16 protein-coding genes are annotated in these 18,108 nt (G+C 71.0%); 6 read left to right on the top strand and 10 right to left on the bottom strand.

The window, feature by feature from the left end; all coding sequences use genetic code 11:
* The first annotated feature begins 30 nt into the window (after positions 1-30).
* On the top strand, positions 31-1,062 hold the full coding sequence (locus tag ACWD0A_RS28260; protein ID WP_451302602.1) for an LLM class flavin-dependent oxidoreductase: 1,032 nt from the start codon (positions 31-33) through the stop codon (positions 1,060-1,062).
* A gap of 136 nt (positions 1,063-1,198) precedes the next feature.
* Here the strand turns inward: ACWD0A_RS28260 and ACWD0A_RS28265 are convergent, their stop codons facing one another.
* Positions 1,199-1,591 (bottom strand): SCO5389 family protein, encoded by a 393-nt coding sequence (locus ACWD0A_RS28265; RefSeq protein ID WP_307713396.1) that lies wholly within the window; start codon positions 1,589-1,591, stop codon positions 1,199-1,201.
* A 243-nt stretch (positions 1,592-1,834) separates the two neighbouring features.
* On the opposite strand from ACWD0A_RS28265, the gene nucS reads away from it, so the two are divergent.
* On the top strand, positions 1,835-2,497 hold the full coding sequence (gene nucS / locus ACWD0A_RS28270) for an endonuclease NucS (RefSeq protein ID WP_451302605.1): 663 nt from the start codon (positions 1,835-1,837) through the stop codon (positions 2,495-2,497).
* Between the two features lie 699 nt (positions 2,498-3,196).
* Here the strand turns inward: nucS and ACWD0A_RS28275 are convergent.
* The 3 genes from ACWD0A_RS28275 to ACWD0A_RS28285 form a co-directional block, all read right to left on the bottom strand.
* Positions 3,197-5,578: an ATP-binding protein gene (locus tag ACWD0A_RS28275; RefSeq protein WP_451302607.1), complete on the bottom strand. Its 2,382-nt coding sequence runs from the start codon at positions 5,576-5,578 to the stop codon at positions 3,197-3,199.
* A 330-nt stretch (positions 5,579-5,908) separates the two neighbouring features.
* Complete coding sequence (locus ACWD0A_RS28280; RefSeq protein WP_177147608.1) at positions 5,909-6,232, bottom strand: STAS domain-containing protein; 324 nt, start codon at positions 6,230-6,232, stop codon at positions 5,909-5,911.
* Between the two features lie 149 nt (positions 6,233-6,381).
* Positions 6,382-7,230, bottom strand: a complete 849-nt coding sequence (locus tag ACWD0A_RS28285; protein ID WP_451302609.1) for a 3-hydroxyacyl-CoA dehydrogenase family protein — start codon at positions 7,228-7,230, stop codon at positions 6,382-6,384.
* A gap of 221 nt (positions 7,231-7,451) precedes the next feature.
* Here ACWD0A_RS28285 and ACWD0A_RS28290 point away from each other — a divergent pair, with 221 nt between their 5' ends.
* Positions 7,452-8,024 carry a cob(I)yrinic acid a,c-diamide adenosyltransferase gene (locus ACWD0A_RS28290; protein ID WP_365993395.1) on the top strand — a complete coding sequence of 191 codons (573 nt, stop codon included), beginning with the start codon at positions 7,452-7,454 and terminating at the stop codon, positions 8,022-8,024.
* Between the two features lie 42 nt (positions 8,025-8,066).
* On the opposite strand, the gene ACWD0A_RS28295 is transcribed toward ACWD0A_RS28290, so the two are convergent.
* Positions 8,067-8,642: a hypothetical protein gene (locus tag ACWD0A_RS28295; RefSeq protein ID WP_451302611.1), complete on the bottom strand. Its 576-nt coding sequence runs from the start codon at positions 8,640-8,642 to the stop codon at positions 8,067-8,069.
* 152 nt (positions 8,643-8,794) lie between these two features.
* Between ACWD0A_RS28295 and ACWD0A_RS28300 the strand changes: the two genes are divergently transcribed.
* The 3 genes from ACWD0A_RS28300 to ACWD0A_RS28310 all read left to right on the top strand — a co-directional run bounded on the left by ACWD0A_RS28300 (position 8,795) and on the right by ACWD0A_RS28310 (position 12,823).
* Positions 8,795-10,000: a sensor histidine kinase gene (locus ACWD0A_RS28300; protein WP_451302613.1), complete on the top strand. Its 1,206-nt coding sequence runs from the start codon at positions 8,795-8,797 to the stop codon at positions 9,998-10,000.
* A 125-nt stretch (positions 10,001-10,125) separates the two neighbouring features.
* Positions 10,126-10,806, top strand: coding sequence for a response regulator (locus ACWD0A_RS28305; protein ID WP_451302647.1), 681 nt, complete (start codon positions 10,126-10,128; stop codon positions 10,804-10,806).
* 250 nt (positions 10,807-11,056) lie between these two features.
* A complete protein-coding gene (locus ACWD0A_RS28310) occupies positions 11,057-12,823 on the top strand; it encodes a glycosyl hydrolase family 18 protein (RefSeq protein WP_451302649.1) in 1,767 nt (588 codons plus the stop codon).
* 141 nt (positions 12,824-12,964) lie between these two features.
* On the opposite strand, the gene ACWD0A_RS28315 is transcribed toward ACWD0A_RS28310, so the two are convergent.
* From ACWD0A_RS28315 to atpA, 5 genes are all read right to left on the bottom strand, one after another.
* Positions 12,965-13,411 carry a DUF2550 domain-containing protein gene (locus ACWD0A_RS28315; RefSeq protein WP_177147602.1) on the bottom strand — a complete coding sequence of 149 codons (447 nt, stop codon included), beginning with the start codon at positions 13,409-13,411 and terminating at the stop codon, positions 12,965-12,967.
* A gap of 129 nt (positions 13,412-13,540) precedes the next feature.
* On the bottom strand, positions 13,541-13,915 hold the full coding sequence (locus ACWD0A_RS28320; RefSeq protein ID WP_177147601.1) for a F0F1 ATP synthase subunit epsilon: 375 nt from the start codon (positions 13,913-13,915) through the stop codon (positions 13,541-13,543).
* A gap of 195 nt (positions 13,916-14,110) precedes the next feature.
* On the bottom strand, positions 14,111-15,553 hold the full coding sequence (atpD, locus tag ACWD0A_RS28325) for a F0F1 ATP synthase subunit beta (protein WP_451302615.1): 1,443 nt from the start codon (positions 15,551-15,553) through the stop codon (positions 14,111-14,113).
* Positions 15,553-16,470 carry a F0F1 ATP synthase subunit gamma gene (locus ACWD0A_RS28330; RefSeq protein WP_177147599.1) on the bottom strand — a complete coding sequence of 306 codons (918 nt, stop codon included), beginning with the start codon at positions 16,468-16,470 and terminating at the stop codon, positions 15,553-15,555. Before ACWD0A_RS28330 ends, atpD begins: the two co-directional genes overlap by 1 nt.
* Before the next feature lie 20 nt (positions 16,471-16,490).
* Positions 16,491-18,089, bottom strand: coding sequence for a F0F1 ATP synthase subunit alpha (gene atpA / locus ACWD0A_RS28335; protein ID WP_451302617.1), 1,599 nt, complete (start codon positions 18,087-18,089; stop codon positions 16,491-16,493).
* Positions 18,090-18,108 lie beyond the last annotated feature (19 nt).

Here is an 18,108-nt window from a genome sequence, read left to right on the forward strand (position 1 = left end):
GACGCGTCGGCCGCAAGGAGGCTACAGGCGATGCGCGTTGGGACTTTCGTACTGGCCGCTCAGTTCCCGGGCCAGGGGCAGGGGGAGGCGCTGCACCGCGCGGTGCGGACCGCCGAGGTCACGGAGGAATCCGGGCTGGATTCCGTCTGGTTGGCGGAGCACCATTTCGTACCGTACGGGGTGTGCCCGTCGGCTGTGACGCTTTCGGCGCTGCTCCTCGGCCGCACGCGCCGGATCCGGGTCGGCACGGCCGTGAGCGTGCTGCCGACCGCCCATCCCGTGGCACTCGGCGAGCAGGCGGCGCTGCTGCACCTGACCTCGGGTGGGCGGTTCACGCTCGGCGTGGGGCGCGGGGGGCCGTGGGTCGACCTGGAGGTGTTCGGCGCCGGACCGGCCGCCTACGAGAGCGGGTTCCCCGAATCGCTCGACCTGCTGATGCGTTGGCTGCGCGAACCGCGCGTCGGCGCGGACGGCGAGCGGTACGCCTTCCGCGAGGTCGCGGTCGTCCCGCGGCCGGACGAGCTGATCGGCGGTCCGCCCGGCGGCCCCGAGGTCGTCGTCGCCTGTACGTCCCCGAAAAGCGTGAAGCTCGCCGCGGAGCGCGGGCTGCCCATGCTGCTCGGGATGCACTGCGGGGACGAGGAGAAGGCGGAGATGGTCGCCCTGTGGCGTACGCATGCGCGGGCCTGCGGCCGGTCCCCCGACGAGATCGTGGCGGCCGGGCACGTGTCGGCGGGCGTCGTCCAGATCGCCGACCGGGCCGCCGACGCGACCGAGACCTTGGTGAAGGCGATGCCCGGCTGGCTCAAGCGGGGCCTGGAGGCGCATGTCACGGTCGACGGCCGGCCCCGCACGATGCGCGACCCCCTGGCCTACACGGAACTGCTGTGCGCGCTGCATCCGGTGGGTCCGCCCCGGCTGGCGGCCGACCGGCTCGCCGCGACGGCGGAGCGGACCGGCATCACGCGCTTCGCGCTGCTGGCCGAGGGCTCGGGCGATCTGGCGGCGACCGAGGAGAACGTACGGCGCCTGGGCGCGGAAGTGCTGCCGCAGCTCGCCTGAGCGCCCCCGCCGTACGGCCCCGGCCGGTCCCGTCGAACCCGGCCGGGGTCTTACGCGCGCACGGGAACGCGCACAGTGCCGCCGCCCCGGCCATCGGGAGCGGTTCTCCCGCGAGGCGGAGCGGCAGCGGAAGTTCTCAGCAGTCGCGCAGTTCGGGCGACTGGTTGAGCAGCTGGGCCCGTACGGAAGTGAAGCGGGCGAGCCGCTCGTCCACCGAGGAGTCCAGCGGGAACACCGCGACGCGGTGGCAGTTCTGGAATGCCAGACGCACACCGAAGTGCCGCTGGAGCGCACCGCGAATGGCGTCACTCGCGAGTGCGCGCAGCAGCTGACCACGTGCCTGCTCGTCCGGCGGAGGCGTCTGGTTGTCGGCGAAGTCGCCGCCGTCCACCTTCAGCTGAGCCACCAGAGAACTGATCATCTCCCATGCGTAGGGCAGGGAGGTCCGGACGCAGTCGACGAAGGCTGCTTCGTCGACCTCGCCTCGCTCGGCCTGTTCCAACAGCGCCGGTGAGACGTCGAGCGACATGGGTTCTCCTCTCGCGGCCCCGGGCGAACGGGGCCTTACGGGCAGGGAAGGAGGTAGCGGACGAAACGACGGCATACGAACGGCGTAAGACGACGCAGAGTGCACGAGCGGCGACCTCCCGCTTCCACGGTAAGTGCGGTGTCTTGAGCGCACCAGGAGATTGGGAGCACAACCGGCCAAATAAGAAGGGTGCTTCCGGGGCGAATCGCGCGGGGCGGTGTCGGTCGAGTAGCGTTGCCGACCATGCGTCTCGTCATCGCCCGCTGCTCCGTGGACTACGCGGGCAGGCTTACCGCCCATCTGCCCTCCGCTCCCCGATTGATCCTGGTCAAGGCGGACGGCAGTGTGTCCATCCACGCCGACGACAGGGCGTACAAACCGCTGAACTGGATGTCGCCTCCCTGCACCTTGAAGGAGGGCGACGACAGTGTGTGGACCGTGGTGAACAAAGCGGGCGAGAAACTGATCATCACGATGGAAGAAATCCTCCACGACTCGTCGCACGAGCTCGGGGTGGACCCGGGCCTCATCAAGGACGGCGTGGAAGCGCACCTGCAGGAGCTTCTGGCCGACCGGATCGAGACACTCGGCGAGGGATACAGCCTGATCCGACGCGAATACCCCACGGCCATCGGTCCGGTGGACATCCTGTGCCGTGACGCGGACGGCGGGACGGTGGCAGTGGAGATCAAGCGCCGCGGCGAGATCGACGGCGTGGAACAGCTGACCCGCTACCTCGAACTCCTGAACCGCGACCCGCACCTGGCCCCGGTGAAGGGCGTGTTCGCAGCGCAGGAGATCAAGCCCCAGGCCAGGGTGCTGGCGACGGACAGGGGAATCGGCTGCGTGGTGCTGGACTACGACGCGCTGCGGGGCATCGAGGACGACAAACTCCGCCTGTTCTGACGAGTCTGCGCCCCGTGGCCCCCGGGGGCGGAGGCCGCTGCGCGGGTGAGGCGGTGCGGGCTGCGCCCGCGGGCACGCGCGTGCCGTACGCCCGTCGGGCCTGCGCGGTCTGCGCTCGCGGGGCGAGTGCGAGGTTGCGCCCGCTCGGGCCGCCGCGGGCACCTCAGCCCAGGCCCGCGTAGGGCTGCGCCTGGCAGGGGAGACGGTCCTGCCGACGGGGCGGCTGCGGGGTACGCCGGCGGGCGCGAGTGTGTGCACCCGCCGTACCGGTCGCTCGCAGTCAGCTCGGCCTGCGGCCGACGGCGACAACGGCCGCTCCGCGAAAGCCGAGCAAGGCCGCGCCCACAAGGCGGAGGGCCAACAGCGCGGGCGGCTGCGCCATGGCCGACGCCGCCCGCAGAGCGGGGTGGGCTGCGCCTGTGTGCCGGGAAGCCGGGAGGCGCGGGCCGGGCGCATGCCGACGCCCGCTGCGGAGAAGGCCCTGCCGACGGGGCGTGAGGGTGCGCCCGCTGTACCGGTCGCGCGCGGCGGGCGACGGCGTCAACGGCCACGCACGCAAGGCGCGGGGCCAACAGCGCAGGCGGGCTCGCCGGCCGTGCCGGCCAGGGAGCCCCGGCGCGGCCCGCGGCCGAAAGCTGCGTCGCGCAGAGGCCGCGTCCCCCGCCGGGGACGCGGCACGGCGTCGGAGACGTCGGTCCCCTACATCACCGGCGCGGACGAGCTCTGCGGGGCCGACGGGCCGCTTGCCGATGTTTCGCCGCTGGGGGACGACGACGTCTCGGTGTCGGACGGCGACGGCGTACCCGTGGGCGCAGTCTCCGTCGGGGACGGCTTCGGCGGCGTCGACGGCGGGTTCGGCGTGGAGCGCGTCGGTGTCGGACGCGGCGACTGCGCCGTCTCCGACGGCCTGCCCGGCTGCGACGGGGTCGACGACGGGATCTCGCCCGGCGCCGCCGGCGCGTCGGGGGCCGTGGACATGCCCGGCACCGCCGACGACGTCGGGCTCTTCGTCGCGCCCTTGTCGTCCGGCTTCTTCGACGCGTCGTCGGCCGGGTCCTGGGGCGTGTCCCAGTCCTCCGAGAAATCCTCGTCCGTCTGCTGCCCGTTCTTGACGTTGTCCGCCGGCGCCTCCTCCTTGTCGGAGGCCGCCCCGAGCGTCACCACCGTGCCGAGGACGACCGCGAGCAGCGCACCCGCTCCCGCCGCGACCACGTTGCGCCGGGCGCCGAGGAGGGCGAGACCGCGCCGGGACGGCGGCGCGGTGGCGGTCGCCGGCGTCGCGGGCTCGTCCTCCGGTCCCGTACGAGGCAGCTGCGACGTCGTGGCCGTGAGCCCGGCCAGCGGGAACACGGGCTGCGCCGGGGTCTCCGTACGTATCGTCGGCGCCTCGGGCTTGGGCGTCAGCCCCGACGCGCGGTCCTCGACGAGCGCCAGCGCCCGCCGCCCCGCCACCGTGCCGCGCTTGTCCGCGAGCGCGCCGCGTATCCCGATGGAGGCCTCCAGCTCGGCCCTGGCGCGCTCGAGGTTGCCGGTGCAGAGCGCGAGGACGCCCAACTCGTGGTGGAAGTAGGCGTCTTCGGCGACCTCGCCCGCGATCCTGGCGGCCTCCGAGCCGGCCCGAAGGGCCTTCTCCCAGGCGGTCCAGTGCAGCCCCGCGGCGAACACGGGCGCGGCGCTGCGGGCCAGCCGCACGGCCGCGCCTGCGTGCCCGGCGTCCCGGCCGCCCGAGACCAGCGCGCCCAGCGCGGCGAGCACGGCGTCCGACTCGGCGATCGCCCGCTCGGCCGTGACCGACGGGTGGCCCGACCACCAGGCGTAATGCTGGGCGGCGGTGTGCGCGTGAGCGACGGAGTCCTTGTCGTAGCCCTTCTCCCGCAGTTGCGCGAGCACTCCGGCCGCCAGCCGGTAGCGCGTGCCGACCGGGGAGAGGAGCCCGCAGCCCATGAGTTCGCCGAGCGCCGCGTCCGCGTGGGTGTCGCCGACGAGCGCCGGCAGGTGTGCCTGGTGCGGTACCTCGCCGCCGAGGGCGACGGCGATCCGCAGGGTCTGCCGCGCGGACTCGCTGAGCCGCGAGGCGAGCAGCGGCGCGGGCGCCGCCCCCTCCCCCAGCGTCGGCAGAGGTACGTCCCGGCCCTGCGCGGCGTCGAACGCCGCGAACTCGTCCAGGGCCTCCGGATCCCCGCGCAGCTCGTCGCCCTGCCGCAGCAGCCCACCGGCCTGCACGAAGCGCAGCGGCAGGCCCTCGGACTCGAACCACAGGTCGCCCGCCCAGTTCGACTCGTCCTCGGTGAGCGGCCGCTCCACGATGTGCGAGAGCAGCTCCAGCGCCGTCGCGCGGCCGAGGCCGCCGAGGAAGACCTCTTCGAGAGGCGAGTCCGCGGAGGGCGCGGGCACGTCGGGCGTCGTGGCGAGCAGGAAGGCGCACTCGGGAGCGGCGTCGAGCAGCTCGTCGAGCGCGGCGCCGCCGAACTCCAGGTCGTCGAGGACGACGACGGCCCCGATGTCGCGGACGAATCCCGCGAGCGCGTTCCGGTCGGGCCGGTGGCCGGGCGCGGAGAAGACGATGGTGAAGAGCTCCTGGAGGAGCTCCCCGGGGGTGCGGTGGTGGCCGTTGAGGCGTATGACACCGTCGGGCGCGAGGTCCGCGCAGTCCTCTGCCACCGCGTCGAGGAGGGTGCTGCGTCCGGAGCCCGCGGGGCCGGTGAGCCGTACGGATCGGCCCTGCCCGAGCAGGCGGACGAGCCGCTCCCGCTCCTCGCCCCGTTCCAGCAGCGGCAGCCGCGGGGACGCGGGCCCCGGCGGCACGGGAGGCAGCGCGGCGCGCTGCCTCTCCACGCGCTCGGCGGCGGTGCGCCGGGCCGGCCGCCCGGGCTGCTCCCCCGGCGGGCAGGGCTCGATCTCGCTGCCGTCGACGGGGTTGACGGTGAGCAGGAAGTCGCCCGAGACGACCTTGACGGTGCGCGCGTGCGCCGGTGCGGCCTTCGCGGCCGGAGTGACGGCGTCGCGCGGCGGCCGTGCCGCGCCGTTGCCGAAGCTGCCGCCGTCGCCGAAGCCGCCCTCGCCGAAGCTGTCGTTGTCCATGGTGAAAGCCCCCAGATACGGTTCGCCTGGCCTCGGCCCCCGGGATCTGCCGATCCCGGGGCCCGAGCCGCGTGCGGATGCCCTCCCGGCCTTTCTGCACGCTCGCCGTCGCTTCGGTCCGGTGCCCACCTGATGGGTCCTTCACAAGGGTGGGCGCCTGAACCCTAGACGCTCTGTCGGCGTGGCGGAACCGGCGGGGTCCCGCGCCGCCTGGGACGTCACGGTCTCGGGAGATTTGCGCGACTCATGCCGTCCCGTAGGGCTCGTGCCGTCACGTGAGTCTCGTGCCGTCCCGCGCGGCTCGTACCGTCGTGCCCGATCGGACCCGCGTCAGACCCGGGGCAGAGATTCGGCCGCGAGGCCGCCTTCGATCGCGAGGATGCGGTGCAGCCGGGTCGCGACGAGGAGCCTCTGCATCTGCGGCGGGACACCGCGCAGCACCAGGCGGCGGCCGCACCGGCCGGCCCGCCTGTGCGCGCCCATGATGACCCCGAGCCCGGTGGCGTCCCAGGAGTCGAGATGGGTCAGGTCGAGCACCAGGTCGCCGACTCCGTCGTCGACGGCCGAGTGCAGGACCGTACGGGCGTCCGCCGCGCTGCGGACGTCGAGGCGGCCCCCGACGACCAGCTCGGCGTGGTCGCCCCTGATGTGCATATGCGCTCCCCGAGAACTCTTCGCTACCCCGTAACCGATACTTCTTCGTCTAGAACAACTGACTGCCCGGCACCTGGAGGGGTTGCTGTTTGTAAGCGAACCGATACCGAATTCACCCCCGCGGGCGATACCGAATCGGTCGATTATGGTCAGTGCTTGTAGAAGCCCTGCCCGCTCTTGCGCCCGATGTCACCGGCATCCACCATCCGGCGCATCAGCTCCGGCGGCGCGAACTTCTCGTCCTGCGACTCGGTGTAGATGTTGCTGGTGGCGTGCAGCAGGATGTCGACGCCCGTCAGGTCGGCGGTGGCCAGCGGCCCCATGGCGTGACCGAAGCCGAGCTTGCAGGCGATGTCGATGTCCTCGGCGCTGGCGACGCCCGACTCGTACAGCTTCGCGGCCTCGACCACGAGCGCCGAGATGAGGCGGGTGGTGACGAACCCGGCGACGTCGCGGTTGACGACGATGCAGGTCTTGCCGACCGACTCGGCGAACTCCCGGGCGGTGGCGAGCGTTTCGTCGCTGGTCTTGTAGCCGCGGACCAGCTCGCACAGCTGCATCATGGGAACCGGCGAGAAGAAGTGGGTGCCGACGACGCGCTCCGGACGCTCCGTCACGGCCGCGATCTTGGTGATCGGGATGGCGGAGGTGTTGGAGGCGAGGACGGCGTCGTCCCGTACAAGCTTGTCGAGCGCACGGAAGATCTCGTGCTTGACCTCGAGCTTCTCGAAGACGGCCTCGACGACGATGTCCGCGTCGGCGACGGCGTCCAGGTCGGTCGTGGTGGTGACGCGGGCCAACGCGGCCTCGGCGTCGGCGGCTTCGAGCTTGCCCTTGGAGACGAACTTCTCGTACGACGCCTTGATGCCGTCCCGGCCGCGGGTCAGAGCCTCGTCGGTGACATCGCGGAGTACGACGTCCCAGCCGGCCTGGGCCGAGACCTGCGCGATCCCGGACCCCATGAGTCCGGCCCCGATGACGGCGAGCTTCCTGGCCACTGCGGCACCCCTTAACAGCTGTTTACATGTTCGCTCTCTGGCGGAGGTTAGCGCCCGTGAGGTGCCCTGTGACCATGAAGAGATGCGCGTCACGTCCCACATGGCGGACATCACACCGCCGGACGGCGTGTCCACCCGGACGGGTGCCCGTTCGTCCCCCTGCGCCGTGACGGCGGGCACACGTGTGTCCCGCGGGGCTCGCGCGTAACTACGCTGGTCGTATGGTCAATCTGACGCGTATCTACACCCGTACCGGCGACCAGGGCACCACCGCTCTGGGCGACATGAGCCGCACCGCCAAGACCGATCTGCGCATCGCCGCGTACGCCGACGCCAACGAGGCCAATGCCGTCATCGGCACGGCCATCGCCCTCGGGCAGCTCGGCGAGGACGTCGTGAAGGTCCTCGTCCGCGTGCAGAACGACCTGTTCGACGTGGGCGCGGACCTGTCGACCCCGGTGGTCGAGAACCCGAAGTACCCGCCGCTGCGGGTCGAGCAGTCGTACATCGACAAGCTGGAGGCGGACTGCGACCGCTTCCTGGAGGAGCTGGAGAAGCTGCGCAGCTTCATCCTGCCCGGCGGCACGCCGGGGGCGGCGCTGCTGCACCAGGCGTGCACGGTCGTGCGGCGGGCGGAGCGTTCGACGTGGGCGGCGCTGGAGGTGCACGGCGAGACGATGAACGCGCTGACGGCGACGTACCTGAACCGCCTGTCCGACCTCCTGTTCATTCTCGCGAGGACGGCGAACAAGGAGGTCGGCGACGTCCTGTGGGTCCCGGGCGGAGACCGCTGACCCCGGACACCGCGGCCGGGGGGTTTCCCCGGGCGGAGACCGCTAGTCGCGTCCGGCGGGGACCGGTTCGCGCTCCGGCTCGGTCTTGGGGGCCTTCTTCGGCCACAGCGCGTACGACAGCGCGATCAGGCCGTGGATCGCGGCCGCCTGCCATGCGACGGTCATCCATCTCTCCAGGGAAACCGTCCGGCTCGCGTCGCCCACGTACCAGATCGCGATCTGCAGCAGCACGGTGGTGACGCCGGCGGCGATCAGGGTGCCCAGCCAGACGCGTCCCTCGTGCTTGGCACGGGCCATGCCGTAGCGCGGCGGCTTCGCGGGCGGCGGCGCGCCGCCGAAGCGGTGCGCGGCGTGTCCGTCGAGCCACTTGACCGTGCGGTGGCCGTGGCCGACCGTGTAGCCGATGTAGAGCGCGGCCAGGCCGTGCTTCCAGCTCGGTTCGGCGCCGCTCTCGAGGTCGACGGCCGTGGCGACGAGCAGCACGACCTCCAGCAGCGGTTCGCACAGCAGCAGCGCCGCCCCCGTGCGCGGCATCTTGAGCAGGTAACGGGTGGCGAGTCCTGCGGCCAGCAGCACCCAGAAGCCGACCTCGCAGACCACGATCAGCGTGACGATCACGACGGCTCTCCTTTCGTACGGTTCCAGCGTGTCGGCACGGGACCGCGGTTTCGTCGTCGTGAGTGACGAACCGAGACTGCATCGTTCGATGTAGTCGCGGCTCCGCCCGTACGGTGAGGCAGTGGGCGGCCCCCAGCGTGTTGGATGGGGACGTGTCCTTCCCCCGCCCGCACCGCGACGACGTCCTCATCGCGGCCGTGTGCCTGCTCGGCGGCCTGCTGCTGTGGTCGCTGGGGGTCCACACCAACGGCCCGTACGCCCCGCTGCCGTCGTGGGTGACGCTGGTTCCGCTGGTGGCGCTGGCCGGACTGGAGCTGCTGCGCCGGACCATGCCGCGCACGGCCCTGATCGCCGGTACGGCCGCGGTGGTGGTGGACCCGTTCACCCCGGGCAGCATCGTGTCGCTGCTGATGTTCGCGGACATCGTGTACGCGGCCGTGGTGTACGGACCCCCCGCCTCCGCCCGCCGCATCCCGGTCACCACCGGGATGATCACGCTCGCGGTGACGATCGGCTTCCTCGCCTGGCTCAGGGAGCCGAGCGCCCTGCTGATCGGCCTCGTCACGGGGCTCGTCTCGTTCGGCCCCGCCACCACCGGCGCGATCGTGCGCAACCACCGGGAGGCCGCGGAGGCGGCCCGCCTGCGCGCCGAGCAGACCGCGCTGCTGGCCGAGATGGACCGGACACAGGCCGTCGTCGCCGAGCGCGCCCGGATGGCGCGGGAGCTGCACGACATGGTCGCCAACCATCTCTCGGCGATCGCCATCCACTCCACCGCCGCGCTCTCGCTGGACGACGCGGCGACCACGCGGCAGGCGCTGACGGTCATCCGTGAGAACAGCGTCGAGGGGCTGGCCGAGATGCGCCGGCTCATCGGGCTGCTGCGGGACAGCAGCGGTGACGCGGAACCGGCCGCCGCCCCCACCCTGGCGGGCCTCGACGCCCTGGTGGAGCAGGCCCGGACGAACGGGGCGTCGAGCGGCCTCACGTTCACGCTGCACGACGTACGGAAACAGGGCGCGCGGCTGCCCGCGCCGGTGGAGCTGGCGGCCTACCGGATCGTGCAGGAGTCGCTGACCAACGCGATCAAGCACGCGGAGGAGGGCGAGGTCCTGGTGGAGGTGTCGAACGACGGGGGGTGCGCGCTGAGCGTGACGGTGACGAGCCCGTTCGGCCGACGGCCGGGACCGCGGGCGCCGGGCTCCGGCGCCGGTCTCGTCGGGATGCGGGAGCGGGTGGCCCTGTTGGACGGGACGTTCGAGGCGGGGCCGGCGGCTCGGCCCGGTCCTGGGACCGGAAAGACCTGGCGGGTACGGGCGGAGCTGCCCGTACCGGACGACAAGGAGCCTTCAGGATGACGCACGCAGCGGGACCGTCGGGCGCACCGGGCGGGCGGACGCCGGCGGACGCAACGGGCGCACAGGCGCCGGCGGACGCACAGGCGCCGGCGGACGCACAGGCGCCGGCGGACGCACAGGCGCCGATGGACGCACCCGGAGGGCAGGCGCCGCCCCGGGTCATTCGGGTGCTCGTGGCCGAGGACCAGAGCGCCGTGCGCGCCGGGCTGGTGCTGATCCTGGGCAGTGCCCCGGACATCGAGGTGGCGGGCGAGGCGGCGGACGGGGAGGAGGCGGTCCGGCTGGCCCGCGAGCTGCGGCCCGACCTCGTGCTGATGGACGTGCAGATGCCGAAGCTGGACGGCGTCTCGGCGACCCGGCAGGTGGTCGCCGAGGGCCTGGCCGATGTGCTCGTGCTGACGACGTTCGATCTCGACGAGTACGTCTTCGGTGCGCTGCGGGCCGGGGCCGCGGGATTCCTGCTGAAGAACACGGACGCCAGGGACCTGATCGGAGCGGTGCGCACGGTGGCACGCGGCGAGGGCCTGATCGCTCCCGCGGTGACGCGCCGGCTGATCGCGGAGTTCGCCGTGCCGCGCGTCGCCCGCCCCGCCCGGGCGCCCGGCCTCTCGGCCATCGAGGCGCTGACGCGCCGCGAGCGCGAGGTGCTGTCGTGCCTGGGCGAGGGGCTGTCGAACGCCGAGATCGCCGGCCGTCTGTCGATGGCGGAGGCGACGGTGAAGACGCACGTCAGCAGGCTGCTCGGGAAGCTGGAGCTGCGCAGCCGGGTCCAAGCGGCGGTGCTGGCGCAGGAATTGGGCATCTGATGCGTCCCGCTTGACAGGCGTCACCTATGGTCTGGACCTATTGACGATTGGTCCAGACCTTCCTACTCTCACGGCACATACGCCGTGCGAGCCTCGCGGCGTGCGCAGTGCACGGACCACCCCGACTTGTCCGTCCGCAACTCGAGGAGCTTCCTTGAGCACTCCCGTCACCGGGGCGCCCCGCCCCAGAAGCAGCTTCAGAGCCAGAACCACCGCGGGCCTGACCGCGCTTCTCCTCCCCCTCGCCGCCATGGTCGGCCTGGCCTCCCCCGCGGAGGCCGCTGCGTCGGCCACGGCCTCCTACACCAAGGTCTCCGACTGGGGATCCGGATTCGAGGGCAAGTGGACCGTGAAGAACACCGGCACCACCGCCCTCAGCTCCTGGACCGTCGAGTGGGACTTCCCCACCGGCACCGCCGTCACCTCCGCCTGGGACGCGGACGTCACGAACTCCGGCACCCACTGGACCGCGAAGAACAAGAGCTGGAACGGGTCACTCGCACCCGGCGCCTCCGTGTCCTTCGGCTTCAACGGCACGGGCTCCGGCTCCCCCTCCGGCTGCAAGCTCAACGGCGCGTCCTGCGACGGCGGCTCCGTCCCCGGCGACGCGCCGCCCTCCGCCCCCGGCACCCCGGCCGCGAGCAACATCACGAACACCTCGGTCACGCTCAGCTGGAGCGCGGCGACCGACGACAAGGGCATCAAGAACTACGACGTGCTGCGCGACGGCGCCAAGGTCGCCACGGTCACCGGCACCACGTGGACCAACACCGGGCTGACCGCCGGCACGGACTACTCGTACACCGTCCAGGCCCGTGACACCGCCGACCAGACCGGCCCCGTCAGCGGCGCCCGCGCGGTGCGCACCACCGGCGGCGGCACCGACCCGGGCCCCGGCCCCGGCGGCAAGGTCAAGCTGGGCTACTTCACCGAATGGGGCGTCTACGGACGCAACTACCACGTGAAGAACCTGGTCACCTCGGGGTCCGCGTCGAAGATCACGCACATCAACTACGCCTTCGGCAACGTGACCGGCGGCAAGTGCGCCATCGGTGACGCCTACGCCGACTACGACAAGGCCTACACCGCCGACCAGAGCGTCGACGGCGTCGCCGACACGTGGGACCAGCCGCTGCGCGGCAACTTCAACCAGCTGCGCAAGCTGAAGGCGAAGTACCCGCACATCAAGGTGCTGTGGTCGTTCGGCGGCTGGACCTGGTCCGGCGGCTTCGGCCAGGCCGCGGCGAACCCGGCCGCCTTCGCCCAGTCCTGCTACGACCTGGTCGAGGACCCGCGCTGGGCCGACGTCTTCGACGGCATCGACCTGGACTGGGAGTACCCGAACGCCTGCGGTCTGTCGTGCGACACCAGCGGCCCCGCGGCCTTCAGGAACATGATGCAGGCCATGCGCGCGAAGTTCGGCGCGAACAACCTGGTCACCGCGGCCGTCACGGCCGACGCCTCCTCCGGCGGCAAGATCGACGCGGCCGACTACGGCGGCGCCGCGCAGTACGTCGACTGGTACAATGTGATGACGTACGACTTCTTCGGCGCCTGGGCCGCCCAGGGCCCGACCGCCCCGCACTCCCCCCTCACCTCGTACGCGGGCATCCCCCAGGCGGGCTTCAACTCCGCCGAGGCGATCGCCAAGTTCAAGGCCAAGGGTGTCCCCTCGTCGAAGCTGCTGCTGGGCATCGGCTTCTACGGACGCGGCTGGACGGGCGTGACGCAGTCGGCGCCCGGCGGTTCGGCCACCGGACCGGCGGCCGGCACGTACGAGCAGGGCATCGAGGACTACAAGGTCCTGAAGAACACCTGCCCGGCGACCGGCACGATCGCCGGCACGGCCTACGCCCGCTGCGGGAGCAACTGGTGGAGCTACGACACCCCGGCCACCGTCACGTCCAAGATGGGCTGGGCGAAGAACCAGGGGCTCGGCGGAGCCTTCTTCTGGGAGTTCAGCGGTGACACCACGAACGGCGAGCTCGTGAGTGCGATCAACAGCGGCCTCGGGTAGCCCCGGGAGCCGGGCACGAGAGCGGGGGCGGTGCATGCGCACCGCCCCCGCGTCACAGCCGATTCAGGCAACAGGAATTCAGGCAACATTTACCCTCCCCCAGACTTCGTCCGGGGGACCCCCATTCAACGGGCAAGGAATTCAGGCAACATTTACCCGTTGCCCGGGCGGAGCCGCCTCCAGCCAGGCGAGGAAGCCGGTGAGCGCGTCCTCGCTCATCGCCAGCTCCAGGCGGGTGCCACGGTGCAGGCAGCCGAGCACGATCGAGTCCGACAGCAGCGCGAGCTCCTCCTCGCTGTCCGGCGTACGCCGGGCGAGCACCTCGATCGCCGAGCGCTCCAGGGTGCGCCGGGGCCGGGGGGCGTACGAGAAGACCCTGAACCACTCGATGCGGTCACCGCTGTACCGGGCCACGCCGTACACCCAGCCCTTGCTGGACGGGTCGCCCTTCTCGGGGACGTTCCACCGCAGACTGCAGTCGAATGTGCCGCCGGAGCGCTGGATCAGGCGCCTGCGCAGACCGAAGACCAAGAGCGCGACCACTACCAGTAGGACGACCAGGCCGCTCACAAGAAGAGCGAGGAACATCTCCACCGACCTCCTCGCATCGTCCCGTAAAACCGAATACCACGTGCACCTGCATCGCCTCAGCCGCGGCACGGTCTGGAGTAGCTCCAGCCCGGGCCGCGGCTGAGGGACAAAACTGTGGGCGGGGTGTCAGTGCACCGCCACCGCACGCAGCCGGACATCGGCACGACGCTCGGCGGCGGCGTCCGCGTCCGACTTGGCGCGCTCCAGCGCACGCTCGGCGCGCTGGACATCGATCTCGTCCGCCAGCTCGGCGATCTCCGCCAGCAGCGACAGCTTGTCGTCGGCGAAGGAGATGAATCCACCGTGAACGGCGGCGACGACGGTGCCGCCCTCGCTCGTGCGGATGGTCACCGGGCCCGACTCCAGCACACCGAGCAGCGGCTGGTGACCGGGCATGACGCCGATGTCGCCGGACGTGGTGCGCGCGACGACCAGGGTGGCCTCGCCGGACCAGACACTGCGGTCCGCGGCGACCAGCTCGACGTGCAGCTCAGCAGCCAAGGTTGGCTCCTCGGGTCACCACCCGGCGGTACTGCCGGGTGTTGGGTCATAAGTCTAGTAGGGCTCGGGATGCCGAAGCGTCCCGGCCCGCCCCCGGCTCAGAGGCCGGGCTTGCGGGGTCTCCCCCGGACCGTGCAGCGCACGGCGTGGCGAAGGGGGCGGGACGCGCCCGCCCCCTTCAGCGAGTCACGGGACTCAGGAGACGCCGAGCTCCTTGGCGTTCTTCTTGAGGTCCTCGATACCACCGCACATGAAGAAGGCCTGCTCGGGGAAGTGGTCGTACTCACCGTCGCAGATCGCGTTGAACGCGGCGATCGACTCGTCCAGCGGCACGTCCGAACCGTCCACGCCGGTGAACTGCTTCGCCGCGTGGGTGTTCTGGGACAGGAAGCGCTCGACACGACGGGCACGGTGGACAACGAGCTTGTCCTCCTCGCCCAGCTCGTCGATACCGAGGATCGCGATGATGTCCTGGAGGTCCTTGTACTTCTGCAGGATGCCCTTGACGCGCATGGCGGCGTCGTAGTGGTCCTGCGCGATGTAGCGCGGGTCCAGGATGCGGGACGTGGAGTCCAGCGGGTCCACCGCGGGGTAGATGCCCTTCTCGGAGATCGGACGGGAGAGAACCGTCGTCGCGTCGAGGTGGGCGAAGGTGGTCGCCGGCGCCGGGTCGGTCAGGTCGTCCGCGGGGACGTAGATCGCCTGCATCGAGGTGATCGAGTGACCGCGGGTCGAGGTGATGCGCTCCTGCAGCAGACCCATCTCGTCCGCCAGGTTCGGCTGGTAACCCACCGCGGACGGCATACGGCCGAGCAGGGTGGACACCTCGGAACCGGCCTGGGTGAACCGGAAGATGTTGTCGATGAAGAAGAGCACGTCCTGCTTCTGCACATCGCGGAAGTACTCCGCCATGGTCAGACCGGCCAGGGCGACGCGCAGACGGGTGCCCGGGGGCTCGTCCATCTGACCGAAGACCAGCGCGGTCTTGTCGAGGACGCCGGACTCCTCCATCTCCGCGATCAGGTCGTTGCCCTCACGCGTACGCTCACCGACACCCGCGAAGACGGAAACGCCTTCGTGGAGGTTGGCGACACGCATGATCATTTCCTGGATCAGAACGGTCTTGCCGACACCGGCACCACCGAACAGACCGATCTTTCCACCCTTGACGTACGGGGTGAGAAGGTCGACGACCTTCAGGCCGGTCTCGAACATCTCGGTCTTGGACTCGAGCTGGTCGAAGGCGGGGGCCTTGCGGTGGATCGGCCAGCGCTCACCGACGTTGGCGTTCTCCTCCGGGAGGTTCAGCACCTCACCGAGGGTGTTGAACACCTTGCCCTTGGTGAAGTCGCCGACGGGGACGCTGATGCCCGCGCCCGTGTCGGTCACCGCGGCCTGGCGGACCAGACCGTCGGTGGGCTGCATCGAGATGGTGCGGACGATGCCCTCACCGAGGTGCTGGGCGACCTCGAGCGTCAGGGTCTTCTTGGCGCCCTCGAGGGCCGGGTCGGCAACCTCGACGTGCAGCGCGTTGTAGATCTCCGGCATCGCGTCGACGGGGAACTCCACGTCGACGACCGGGCCGATGACCCGGGCGACGCGGCCCGTGGCGGCGGCCGTCTCAACAGTGGTCGTCATTACTTGTCACTCCCCGCGGTCGCGTCGGCCAGGGCGCTGGCGCCACCGACGATCTCGCTGATTTCCTGGGTGATTTCGGCCTGGCGGGCCGCGTTGGCAAGTCGGGAGAGCGAGTTGATCAGCTCACCCGCGTTGTCGGTCGCCGACTTCATCGCCCGGCGGCGGGCCGCGTGCTCGGAGGCGGCGGCCTGCAGCAGAGCGTTGTAGATACGGCTCTCGACGTAGCGCGGCAGGAGGGCGTCGAGGACGTCCTCCGCCGACGGCTCGAAGTCGAACAGCGGAAGGATCTCGCCCTTCCCCGTCGTCTCCTCCGCGGCCTCATCGAGGCTGAGCGGCAGCATCCGGCGGTCGACGGGCGTCTGCGTCAGCATCGACACGAATTCCGTGAAGACGATGTGCAGCTCGTCCACGCCGCCCTCGGCGGTGTCCAGCTGGACGGCCTCGATGAGCGGAGCCGCGACCTTCTTGGCGTCCGCGTAGGACGGGCTGTCCGTGAAGCCGGTCCACGAGTCCGTGACCTTGCGCTCACGGAAGCCGTAGTAGGCGACACCCTTGCGGCCGACGATGTACGTGTCGACCTCCTTGCCCTCGCCGCGGAGCCGCTCGACGAGCCGGTCCGCCGCCTTGATGGCGTTGGAGGAGTAGCCGCCGGCCAGACCGCGGTCGCTCGTGACGAGCAGAACCGCGGCACGGGCCGGGTTGTCCGCCTCCGTGGTCAGAGGGTGCTTGGTGTTCGATCCGGTCGCCACCGCCGTGACCGCGCGGGTGAGCTCGGTCGCGTACGGCGTGGAGGCCGCCACCTTGCGCTGCGCCTTGACGATGCGCGAGGCGGCGATCATCTCCATCGCCTTGGTGATCTTCTTCGTCGCGGTGACGGACCGGATGCGACGCTTGTAGACCCGGAGCTGCGCTCCCATGAGTCAGGTCCCTTCCGTCGTCACTTGGAGACGTTGACGGCCGCCGGAGCGTCCTCGCCGAGCAGCTTGCCATCGAAGGTCTCGAACTGCTTCTTGAAGTCCGCGATGGAGTCCGCGACCTTGGTCAGGGTGTCGTCCGACATCTTCGCGCCCTCGCGGATCGACGTCATCAGACCGCCCTCCTCACGGTGGAGGTAGTCCAGCAGCTCGCGCTCGAAGCGGCGGATGTCCTGCACCGGGACGTCGTCCATCTTGCCGGTGGTGCCGGCCCAGATGGAGACGACCTGGTCCTCGGTCGCCATCGGCTGGTACTGCGGCTGCTTCAGCAGCTCGACCATGCGCTTACCGCGCTCCAGCGAGGCCTTGGACGCGGCGTCCAGGTCGGAACCGAAGGCGGCGAACGCCTCGAGCTCACGGAACTGGGCGAGGTCCACGCGCAGACGGCCGGAGACCTGGCGCATCGCCTTGTGCTGGGCGGAGCCACCGACACGGGAGACCGAGATACCGACGTTCAGGGCCGGACGCTGGCCGGCGTTGAACAGGTCGGACTCCAGGAAGCACTGGCCGTCGGTGATGGAGATGACGTTGGTCGGGATGAACGCCGAGACGTCGTTGGCCTTGGTCTCGACGATCGGCAGACCGGTCATCGAACCGGCGCCCATGTCGTCGGAGAGCTTGGCGCAGCGCTCCAGCAGACGCGAGTGCAGGTAGAAGACGTCACCCGGGTAGGCCTCACGGCCCGGCGGGCGGCGCAGCAGCAGGGACACGGCGCGGTAGGCGTCGGCCTGCTTCGAGAGGTCGTCGAAGATGATGAGGACGTGCTTGCCCTCGTACATCCACTGCTGACCGATGGCCGAACCGGTGTAGGGGGCGAGGTACTTGAAGCCCGCCGGGTCGGACGCCGGGGCGGCGACGATCGTCGTGTACTCGAGCGCGCCGGCCTCTTCCAGGGCGCCGCGCACGGACGCGATGGTCGAGCCCTTCTGGCCGATGGCGACGTAGATGCAGCGGACCTGCTTCTTCGGGTCGCCGCTGCGCCAGTTGTCGCGCTGGTTGATGATCGTGTCGACGGCCAGGGCGGTCTTGCCCGTCTGGCGGTCGCCGATGATCAGCTGACGCTGGCCACGGCCGATCGGGGTCATCGCGTCGACGGCCTTGTAGCCCGTCTCCATCGGCTCGTGGACCGACTTGCGCTGCATGACCGTGGGGGCCTGCAGCTCGAGGGCACGGCGACCCGAGGTCGCGATCTCGCCGAGACCGTCGATCGGGGTGCCGAGCGGGTCGACCACACGGCCGAGGTAGCCCTCGCCGACGGCGACGGACAGCACCTCGCCGGTGCGGGTGACCGACTGGCCTTCCTCGATACCGCTGAACTCACCGAGGATGATCGCACCGATCTCGCGCTCCTCGAGGTTGAGGGCGAGACCGAGGGTGCCGTCCTCGAACTTCAGCAGCTCGTTCGCCATGGCCGAGGGAAGACCCTCGACCTTCGCGATACCGTCGCCGGCCAGGCTGACCGTGCCGACCTCCTCGCGCGAGGCCGCGTCCGGCTGGTACGACTGGACAAAGTTCTCCAGCGCGTCCCGGATCTCCTCCGGCCGGATCGTGAGCTCCGCCATCTGGGTTCCCTGCTCTCCT

It is taken from the genome of Streptomyces sp. NPDC002867 (assembly GCF_053591895.1).

What these genes read in the sequence shown, in the direction of transcription:
- ACWD0A_RS28260 (WP_451302602.1), top strand. Translation starts at nt 31, where the DNA reads ATGCGCGTTGGGACTTTCGTACTGGCCGCTCAGTTCCCGGGCCAGGGG.
- ACWD0A_RS28265 (WP_307713396.1), bottom strand. Translation starts at nt 1,591, where the DNA reads ATGTCGCTCGACGTCTCACCGGCGCTGTTGGAACAGGCCGAGCGAGGC.
- nucS (WP_451302605.1), top strand. Translation starts at nt 1,835, where the DNA reads ATGCGTCTCGTCATCGCCCGCTGCTCCGTGGACTACGCGGGCAGGCTT.
- ACWD0A_RS28275 (WP_451302607.1), bottom strand. Translation starts at nt 5,578, where the DNA reads ATGGACAACGACAGCTTCGGCGAGGGCGGCTTCGGCGACGGCGGCAGC.
- ACWD0A_RS28280 (WP_177147608.1), bottom strand. Translation starts at nt 6,232, where the DNA reads ATGCACATCAGGGGCGACCACGCCGAGCTGGTCGTCGGGGGCCGCCTC.
- ACWD0A_RS28290 (WP_365993395.1), top strand. Translation starts at nt 7,452, where the DNA reads ATGGTCAATCTGACGCGTATCTACACCCGTACCGGCGACCAGGGCACC.
- ACWD0A_RS28305 (WP_451302647.1), top strand. Translation starts at nt 10,126, where the DNA reads ATGGACGCACCCGGAGGGCAGGCGCCGCCCCGGGTCATTCGGGTGCTC.
- ACWD0A_RS28310 (WP_451302649.1), top strand. Translation starts at nt 11,057, where the DNA reads ATGGTCGGCCTGGCCTCCCCCGCGGAGGCCGCTGCGTCGGCCACGGCC.
- ACWD0A_RS28315 (WP_177147602.1), bottom strand. Translation starts at nt 13,411, where the DNA reads ATGTTCCTCGCTCTTCTTGTGAGCGGCCTGGTCGTCCTACTGGTAGTG.
- atpD (WP_451302615.1), bottom strand. Translation starts at nt 15,553, where the DNA reads ATGACGACCACTGTTGAGACGGCCGCCGCCACGGGCCGCGTCGCCCGG.
- ACWD0A_RS28330 (WP_177147599.1), bottom strand. Translation starts at nt 16,470, where the DNA reads ATGGGAGCGCAGCTCCGGGTCTACAAGCGTCGCATCCGGTCCGTCACC.
- atpA (WP_451302617.1), bottom strand. Translation starts at nt 18,089, where the DNA reads ATGGCGGAGCTCACGATCCGGCCGGAGGAGATCCGGGACGCGCTGGAG.